Origin of the sequence: Parvibaculum sp. (assembly GCF_035511255.1) — a bacterium.
In the GTDB taxonomy this organism is placed as follows: domain Bacteria; phylum Pseudomonadota; class Alphaproteobacteria; order Parvibaculales; family Parvibaculaceae; genus Parvibaculum.
The window spans coordinates 1-8,257 of the sequence record NZ_DATKFR010000163.1 but is presented as its reverse complement, the minus strand read 5'-3'; the positions used below and the strand labels follow the sequence as shown (position 1 = coordinate 8,257).

At 59.5% G+C, this 8,257-nt stretch carries 8 protein-coding genes; 3 read left to right on the top strand and 5 right to left on the bottom strand.

Going from position 1 to position 8,257, the window contains the following annotated elements:
• Positions 1 to 58: 58 nt before the first annotated feature.
• Positions 59 to 1,489 (bottom strand): flagellar hook protein FlgE, encoded by a 1,431-nt coding sequence (locus tag VMR03_RS05970; RefSeq protein ID WP_325403234.1) that lies wholly within the window; start codon positions 1,487 to 1,489, stop codon positions 59 to 61.
• A gap of 292 nt (positions 1,490 to 1,781) precedes the next feature.
• On the opposite strand from VMR03_RS05970, the gene VMR03_RS05965 reads away from it, so the two are divergent.
• Positions 1,782 to 2,627 (top strand): MoxR family ATPase, encoded by an 846-nt coding sequence (locus tag VMR03_RS05965; protein ID WP_325403231.1) that lies wholly within the window; start codon positions 1,782 to 1,784, stop codon positions 2,625 to 2,627.
• A gap of 90 nt (positions 2,628 to 2,717) precedes the next feature.
• Positions 2,718 to 3,893 carry a VWA domain-containing protein gene (locus VMR03_RS05960; RefSeq protein ID WP_325403229.1) on the top strand — a complete coding sequence of 392 codons (1,176 nt, stop codon included), beginning with the start codon at positions 2,718 to 2,720 and terminating at the stop codon, positions 3,891 to 3,893.
• A 19-nt stretch (positions 3,894 to 3,912) separates the two neighbouring features.
• On the opposite strand, the gene VMR03_RS05955 is transcribed toward VMR03_RS05960, so the two are convergent.
• From VMR03_RS05955 to VMR03_RS05945, 3 genes are read right to left on the bottom strand one after another with little or no spacing between them, the layout of a single operon-like run.
• Positions 3,913 to 4,608: an ABC transporter ATP-binding protein gene (locus tag VMR03_RS05955; protein ID WP_325403227.1), complete on the bottom strand. Its 696-nt coding sequence runs from the start codon at positions 4,606 to 4,608 to the stop codon at positions 3,913 to 3,915.
• A complete protein-coding gene (locus tag VMR03_RS05950; protein ID WP_325403225.1) occupies positions 4,605 to 5,855 on the bottom strand; it encodes an ABC transporter permease in 1,251 nt (416 codons plus the stop codon). Before VMR03_RS05950 ends, VMR03_RS05955 begins: the two co-directional genes overlap by 4 nt.
• Positions 5,856 to 5,859: 4 nt before the next feature.
• Positions 5,860 to 6,873: an efflux RND transporter periplasmic adaptor subunit gene (locus tag VMR03_RS05945; protein ID WP_325403223.1), complete on the bottom strand. Its 1,014-nt coding sequence runs from the start codon at positions 6,871 to 6,873 to the stop codon at positions 5,860 to 5,862.
• A 121-nt stretch (positions 6,874 to 6,994) separates the two neighbouring features.
• On the opposite strand from VMR03_RS05945, the gene VMR03_RS05940 reads away from it, so the two are divergent.
• Positions 6,995 to 7,378, top strand: a complete 384-nt coding sequence (locus tag VMR03_RS05940; RefSeq protein ID WP_325403221.1) for a hypothetical protein — start codon at positions 6,995 to 6,997, stop codon at positions 7,376 to 7,378.
• Here VMR03_RS05940 and VMR03_RS05935 read toward each other — a convergent pair.
• Positions 7,375 to 8,257 (bottom strand): OB-fold nucleic acid binding domain-containing protein (locus VMR03_RS05935; protein WP_325403219.1); only part of this gene is annotated, 883 nt, incomplete at its 5' end. The two genes, VMR03_RS05940 and VMR03_RS05935, sit on opposite strands and share 4 nt — an antisense overlap.

Sequence of the window (8,257 nt, the reverse complement as noted above, 5' to 3'; positions counted from 1 at the left end):
GAACTGAGGCTCATGAAAGAAAGTCCTGGCTACTGCTCTGGGTCACTAAGGTCCACTACTAGCGCTTCATATTCAGCGTTTCCTGGATCAGCGAGTCCGCCGTCGTAATCACGCGCGTGTTGGCGGTATAGGCCTGCTGCGCAATGATGAGCTTCGAGAACTCGTCCGACAGATCGACGTTCGATTCCTCGAGCGCCGAGCCGACAATGTCGCCGCTGGCGCCAACGATCGCCTGACCGGATTCGTTCGTCGCCGCGAAGGCCGCGCCGTCGATCTTCTGCAACCCGTTCGGATTGTTAAATTTCGCTAGAGTCACCTGATAGAGGTCTATCGTTTTGCCATTCGAGTAGGTGCCCGCGATGCGGCCGTTATCCGTAATGGAGAGGCCGACCAGTTCACCCGCTGCATAGCCGTCCTGATCGATTTTGTTGACGGTGACCGTGCCGCTCGTATCGGCGTAGGCCGTGACACCACCATTGCCGTGATAGAGCGTGATGTTGCCGAGGTTGTCGCCATTCACCGTCAAATTGCTGACGGTTGTCGAAGTGACAGGGGGCGTGAGATTTCCGGCGGAATCGAAGGTGTAGGTCTGGCCCGTGTTCGTCCATTTGGCCGCGGTACCTGTCGCGCTGTCGTCCGACTTATAAAAGCACTGCCAGGTTTCCGTGCCCGGCGCGGTGCCACTACCGTCGGCATTCGCATTATCGACCTTGACCCAACGAAGTTGGACCGAGACGGCATTGCCTGAAGCGTCGTAGGCCGTGACCGAGCCGCCCGTCACCGAGCGATCGAGGAACGTCGCCTCGTCCTGCGCCTGGATGTAACCATCCGTCGCCGGCGTACCGGACGTGTTGGTCGGGTCGTTGTGGAAGGGCGGCGTCGCGGACGCGGCTTCGGCGGCAGTCTGCAGCAGTTCGCTTCCCGCCACGGTCGTGTCCGAATTGGGCGTCTTCGGGTAAAGCGGCAGGTTCGCCTGATAATTGATGGTCGTGGACGCCTTCGCAGCCAGAAACGACTTGTTGATCTGGATGACGCTCGTCGCGTCGCCCGCCGGATTGCCAGTCGTGGGGTCGATCGGCGTCCCCTGCAGGTAATAGCCGCTGCTGTTGCGGAGATAGCCATTCTTGTCCGGCGTGAAGTCGCCGGCGCGGGTATAGTAGTCGACGTCCTGGAAGACGGGGCTGTTGTCGGCCGTGCCAACCGCCTTGGAAACGATGAAATAGCCGTCGCCGTTGATCGCCATGTTGGTGGTGATCGAGCTGGACGAGACCGTCCCCTGGACGCTGTTGGTATATTTCGGCTGGGCCAGAACGGCGCCGGGCTGCTGATTGGTCGAACTCGCGACGGTCACGATGTCGAGAAAGCTCGCCTCGGTCCGCTTGAAGCCGGTCGTCTGGCTGTTGGCAATATTGTCCGCGATATAGCCGAGCGCGCTGGACTGCGCCTTGATGCCCGTGACCGCGGTGCTCATCGCTCCGAAGAAACTCATTGCCTCATCTCCTGCCGGATTCAGTGGATCGTCTGACGCTTCAGGGAGCAAGGAGCGGGCCATCAATAATTAACAACAAAATCAATGACTTAATATCATTTAAACGTCCGTCCGACGGGTAGTTTTGGCCCTACCCGGCAATTCCTGCCCGGCAGATGCTCAAGCCTGAGGAGGTTCGGGACGGCCTTTTTCTTGAACGGCCAGAGGCGAGGCCCTAGTTTCGGACCCGTTATGCCATTGCCATATAGGGAGGCGCGCCAGCGCGCTTCCGGGGAAGAGGAAATCGGGTTCCATGAAGTTCGAAGGTACGCAGAATTACGTTGCCACGGAGGATTTGCGCGTCGCCGTCAATGCGTCGATCACGCTGCAGCGCCCTCTTCTCATCAAGGGCGAACCAGGCACGGGCAAGACGGTGCTGGCCGAAGAAGTCGCCAAAGCGCTCGACGCCGAGCTCATCACCTGGAACATCAAATCGACGACCAAGGCGCATCAGGGACTTTACGAATATGACGCCGTCACCCGTCTGCGTGACAGCCAGCTCGGCGACGAGCGCGTGAAGGACATTCGTAACTACATCTCGAAGGGCAAGCTCTGGGAATCCTTCGAACGCGACAAGCGCCCCGTCCTCCTCATCGACGAGATCGACAAAGCCGACATCGAATTCCCGAACGATCTCCTTCAGGAACTCGACCGGATGGAATTCTATGTCTACGAGACGAATGAGACGATCAAGGCGCGCGTCCGCCCCATCGTCATCATCACGTCGAACAACGAGAAAGAGCTGCCGGACGCCTTCCTGCGCCGTTGCTTCTTCCACTACATCAAGTTCCCCGACGAGGACACGATGCGTGCGATCATCGACGTCCATTTCCCGGGCCTCAAGGGCAAGCTCGTCCAGGAAGCGCTCAACATCTTCTATGAAATCCGCGAAGTGCCGGGCCTGAAGAAAAAACCCTCGACCTCTGAACTCATCGATTGGCTGAAGCTGCTGCTATCCGAGGACATTTCGCCCGAAACGTTGCGCGAGAAGGATCCTTCGAAGCTCATCCCGCCGCTTCACGGCGCGCTGCTGAAGAACGAACAGGATGTGCATCTTTTCGAGCGCCTGGCGTTCCTCGCACGTCGCGAGCGAAACTGACAGCCAGTCTATTTCTGTCATCCCCGGGGGCAAACCGGGGATGACGATGTCAATGAATCGGATTGCTCCGAACGCATCTGGAGAACGGCCATGTTCGTCCACTTCTTCCACGAGCTGAAAAAGGCCAACGTCCCGGTCTCGCTCCGGGAATACCTCATGCTGCTGGAGGCGATGGATTCCCATGTCATCGAGCGCAAGGTGGAGGATTTCTATTACCTGTCGCGCGCCGCGCTGGTGAAGGACGAACGGAATCTCGACAAGTTCGACCAGGTCTTCGGGCATGTCTTCAAGGGACTCGATCTGACCAATGAAGGACAGACGGCCGAGATCCCCGAGGAGTGGTTGCGCAAGCTCACCGAGAAATTTCTGACTGACGAGGAAAAGGCGCAGATCGAGGCGCTGGGCGGCTGGGAAAAGATCATGGAGACGCTGAAGAAGCGCCTCGAAGAACAGAAGGAACGCCACGAAGGCGGCAACAAATGGATCGGCACGGGAGGCACCTCGCCTTTCGGCGCGTACGGCTACAACCCCGAAGGCGTGCGCATCGGCCAGAAGGAAGGTCGGCACGGCAAGGCGGTGAAGGTCTGGGACAAGCGCGAGTACAAAAACCTCGACGACTCGGTCGAACTCGGCACGCGCAACATCAAGGTCGCGCTGCGCCGCCTGCGCAAGTTCGCGCGCGAGGGCGCGCCGACCGAGCTCGACCTCGACGACACGATCAAGTCGACGGCGCATCACGGCTATCTCGACATCAAGATGGTCCCGGAGCGGCGCAACAAGATCAACCTGCTCGTCTTCTTCGACATCGGCGGCTCGATGGACAGCCATATCAAGCTCTGCGAGGAGCTTTTTTCGGCGGCTCGCACCGAGTTCAAGAACATGGAATATTTCTACTTCCACAACTGCCTTTATGAGGGCGTGTGGAAGGACAATCGCCGCCGTCACAACGAGAAGATGCAGACCTGGGACGTGCTGCACAAGTTCCCGGCCGACTACAAGGTGATCTTCGTCGGCGACGCAACCATGTCGCCTTACGAAATCACCTATGCCGGCGGCTCGGTCGAACACTGGAACGAAGAACCCGGCGGGCTTTGGCTCGAGCGTGTGGCACAGATTTACGAAAGCTGCGTCTGGCTCAATCCCGTCGCCGAGAAGCACTGGGAATACACGCCGTCTCTCCAGATCATCAAGCAGATCATCGGGGAGCGCATGTATCCGCTGACACTGGAAGGTCTCGACAAGGCGATGCGGGAACTGAGCAGGTAGTTCCGGGGCCACGAAGCTCCTACCGCTTCACGTCTTTCTCGATCCGTCCATCGACGAGATGAACGTTGCGGCCAGTCGTACGGGCGAATGCTTCCTCATGCGTGACGGCGATGACCGTCCTGCCCTGCTCACGTACCAGGCGCCCGAAAATATCCTGAACGATTTCGCTATTTTTTGTATCGAGATTGCCTGTCGGTTCGTCCGCCAGAATGACGAGCGGATCGTTCGCCAGCGCGCGGGCAATGGCGACCCGCTGGCGCTGTCCGCCAGAAAGCTGGTCGGGACGCTTGCGCGCCTGATCGGCCATGTCGAGATCGGCAAGCAGTTGCAACCCGCGGCTTTGCATTTTTTCTTCCGACAAGACTCCAAGACGCTGCATAGGCAGCATGACATTCTGCAGCACCGTGAATTCGGGCAGGAGAAAATGAAACTGGAAAACAAATCCCAGCTTTGCTAGGCGGATCGCCGCTAGGTCGTCGGCCGTGAGCCCGCCGGTCGGCTGCCCGTCGATCAAAACTTCGCCTGCCGTCGGGACGTCCAGTAGTCCGAGAAGATAGAGCAGCGAGGATTTTCCGGAGCCCGACGGGCCGGTAATGCTGACGAACTCACCCCTCGTCACCCGAAGCTCGATGTCGCGGACGAGCGTGACCGGCACCGCCTCCTGGAGGATGCGGGTGATCCCTCGGGTTTCGACGACAAGTGCGGGATCGCTCACGCCGCCCCCCGAATGATATCCACGGGTTTCACTTGCGCTGCCTTGCGCGCCGGATACCAGGCGGCGGCCACCGCCGATACGAGCGCGAAGGTACCGCCGATGGCGTAAGGCCGGAAACTGCGATCGAGTACGAAGCCCTGCTGCTTCGTCATGCCGGGGACGGTGAATTTGACCATGGAGACGAGCTCAAGGAGGCCGAGACCGATCGTCCAGCCGAGCAGCATGCCGAGAATGCCGACCAGAACGCCTTGAATGAGAAAGATCGCCTGGATGTCGAAACCGCGAAATCCCATCGACATCATGATCGCAATGTCGCGACGTTTCTCCATCACCACGGTCGAAATAATATTGAAGATGCCAAAAGCGGCGACGATCATGATCGCGCTGACGATCGAATAGGTGATGGCGTTACGGATGATGAAAAGGCCGAGGAGATCGCGGTTGACCTCCTGCCAGGACTCGGAGCGATAGCCCCACCGATTTTCCAGGCTCGCCGCGAAGGTTTCCGCGTCGTCGGGATTGGGAATCTTGATGCGTATCTGGTTCGCGATGAAGGGTTTGTCGAGCAAAACCTGCGCATTCTTCAAGAGCACATAGGTCTGTCCTTCATCGAGCAGAAGATTGCCCGCGTGAAAGATGCCGACGATCTTCATGCGCTTGACGAGGCCGGAAGGCGTGACGACGGTAGCGAGATCGTCCATTTTAAGGCCGAGCTTCTCCGACATGCCGGAGCCGATGACGATGCCGTCCGCCGTGGTGCGGAGCCGGTCGAGGCTGCCTTCCAGCATGTCGCTCTCGACCTGCGTCAAAAATTTCTCCTTGTCGGGGTCGATACCGGCGACGGAAGCGCTGACGTCCTTGTTGGCGTAGCGCACAATCACCTGCCCTGTGAGCGCTGCTTCCGCGATGACGCCCGGTCTCTGCGTCAACTCTTCGACCTTCGCGCCGTAGTTCTTGATACCGCGCAAATATTCGCGCGGCTTGGTCCGCAACAGCGATATGGCACCTTGCGGATAGGTGACGAAAACGGGCTGCGTCGCCGGGTGGCGGAACTCGTCCTTGATCGTGATATGCGGGGCGTTGTCGACGAGCCGCTGGGTAAAGTCCTGCTCCGAGCCCGACATGATCGACGAGGTGGCAATGAAAAACCCGACGCCGAGCGACACGCCGAGCACCGAAACGAGCGTCTGCCGCCGCCTGTTGGCGAGCTGTGCGAAGGCGATCGAAAGGGCGACACGCCAGAACATCGGCTCAACCGTTCACATTGAATGCGCGCAGGCGCTCGCCGTCCTTGATCCCCGTCGGCGGATTGACGATCACTGTCGCATCGTCGGAAAGGCCCGACTTGATTTCCGCCTTGTCCTTGGCCACGGCGCCGAGTTCGATCTTCACCTGCCTTGCGCGACCATCGACGAGCGTCCAGACCGTTCCGCCGACCAGCGCCGAGACCGGTACCAGCAAGGCGTTGTCCTGCTTGCGTACGACGATGTTGATTTCCGTCGTCATGCCGGAAAAAAGTGGCGTGTCGTCCGGCAATTCTATGTGGATGCGATAGGTACGAGCGACAGAGTCCCCGTATGGGGTGATGTCCCGCACCGTTCCCTTGAGGACCTGTCCGGTAAATGCGTCCGCGCGAATGAGCGCGTCCTGCCCGGGTTTCACTTTCGGAATATCTTCCTCATCGACCTCCGCGTCGATCTGCAGAGCGGACGGATCGCCGACGATAAAAAGCGTCTGCTGCGGCTGAACCATGTCGCCGACCTTGAGCTGCAGTTCGGAGCGAAGCACGACACCGGCGATGGGCGCGCGGATGTATCGGTCGTCGAGTTTCGCCTTGGCCGCCCTGAGAGCCGCTTGCGCCGCGCCGAGTGCACTTTCCGCCTGATCCAGCGCCGCAATACTGATATTGCCGGTGCGACGGAGTCGTCTGGTTCGCTCCGCGTCGGATTGGGCGAGCTCGAGCTTCGCCTGAAGCTGTTCGACGTTTGAAACTTCTTCCTCAAGGTCGAGGGCCGCGAGCACATCTCCCTGCTTCACGCGATCACCTTCCCTGACCTTTAGGTCCGCCACGCGGCCCGATACTTTCGATCCGGTTTGCGCGTACTGAACTGGTTCGACCGTGCCGGTCGCATAAACCGCCTCAACTGCAAGACCGCGTTCAGGCTTTGCAATCTCGACAGAAGGTGCGCGGAGAAGAAGAATCCCGCCAACGACGGCGAACAGCACGACGATTCCGCCGCCGATCCATATCGTTCTTTTACGCACGTTGGAGCCCCGCTCTTCCCTCGACCGCCGCTTCTCTTACAATAAAGTGATGCCTGCCGCACGTTCTCCTTAATCGCAGGCGCGATATATTGGAATCGTTCCACATCAATAAGGCAAGACTATGCGATCACAGATCATTCGCGGTTTCGCCTATCTCGATTTGTGCATCACGCTGCCCTTCGCTCTTCCCTTCGTCGCCGAAGGCCTGGTCATTTTCATTTACCGCGTCGACTTTGCGTTGGGCTTCGGCAGCACGGCTCCCGTGCTCGATCCCCTCAGTCTGATGTTCATCCACATCATGGGCGTGCTGGGTGTCGTCTGGGCCCTGACGCGCATTAGGGAGCCGAGCGAGATACTCGCGCGGCGGGACGGGCTGGGACGTCTGGTCGTCGCGGCCTGGATCGTCCATGCGATCACATGGAGCGCCTCGCCCGTTCTGTGGCTCTTCGTGTTTACGGAGCTTGCGGGCAGCGTGATGCAGTTGCGTCGTCCTCCCGCCGACTAGTGAAAATCCCGGCTTTTGGGCATGAAACGGGCGGCGCGCAGCTGCTGTTCCTCGATTATCGCGACTTTCTTCGTTCTCGCATCCGGACCGTCATTGGCAATATCGCCGCGTGCCAGATTGGCGTTACCGATTTCACTCGAGGTTGAAATCGTCGCAAGCTCATAGGTGAGATCTTCGAGCTCGTCGGCGATCACGTGGATGACCATGCCTTCCTTCTGCACGCGTCCCTTGACCGCAAGGAGACGGGACGTAAGCACGATGCGACGGTAACGCTCATACGTCTTTGGCCATATGATTATATTGGCAATGCCCGTTTCATCCTCCAGCGTGGCGAAGATAACGCCGCTCGCCGTTCCGGGACGCTGCCGCACGAGGACGAGGCCCGCGAGTTTCACCCGCGCATTATTGTCGATTTCCTTCAGCCGTGAGTGCACAACGGCACCGCGCGCGTTCAACCTGTTGCGCAGGAAAGAAAGCGGATGCGCTTTCAACGAAAGGCGGACCGTCGCGTAATCCAGCACGACATGCTCACCGAGCGGCATGGTTGGCAGCGTCATTTCCTCTTCGCGCTGAAAACCGCCCTCTTCCAGAGCCGCAAATAACGGAAGTGCCGCCGGCTTCACGCCGCTCTGGCCATCGCCATAACCACCGAGGCCGCGCACAGCCCAGAGCGCAGCGCGTCGATCCAGGCCCAGCGACCGGAAGGCATCGGCATCGGCCAGACGCTCGACGATACGTGGCGTGAGCCCGGTTTTGAGCCAGAGATGCCGCACGGAATCGAAACCTTTTCCGCGCTCCCTGACGATCGTCTCGCCCGTCTCTTCCTGCACACCCTTCACCTGGCGCATGCCGAGCCGCACGGCGCAGCGCGACCTTTCG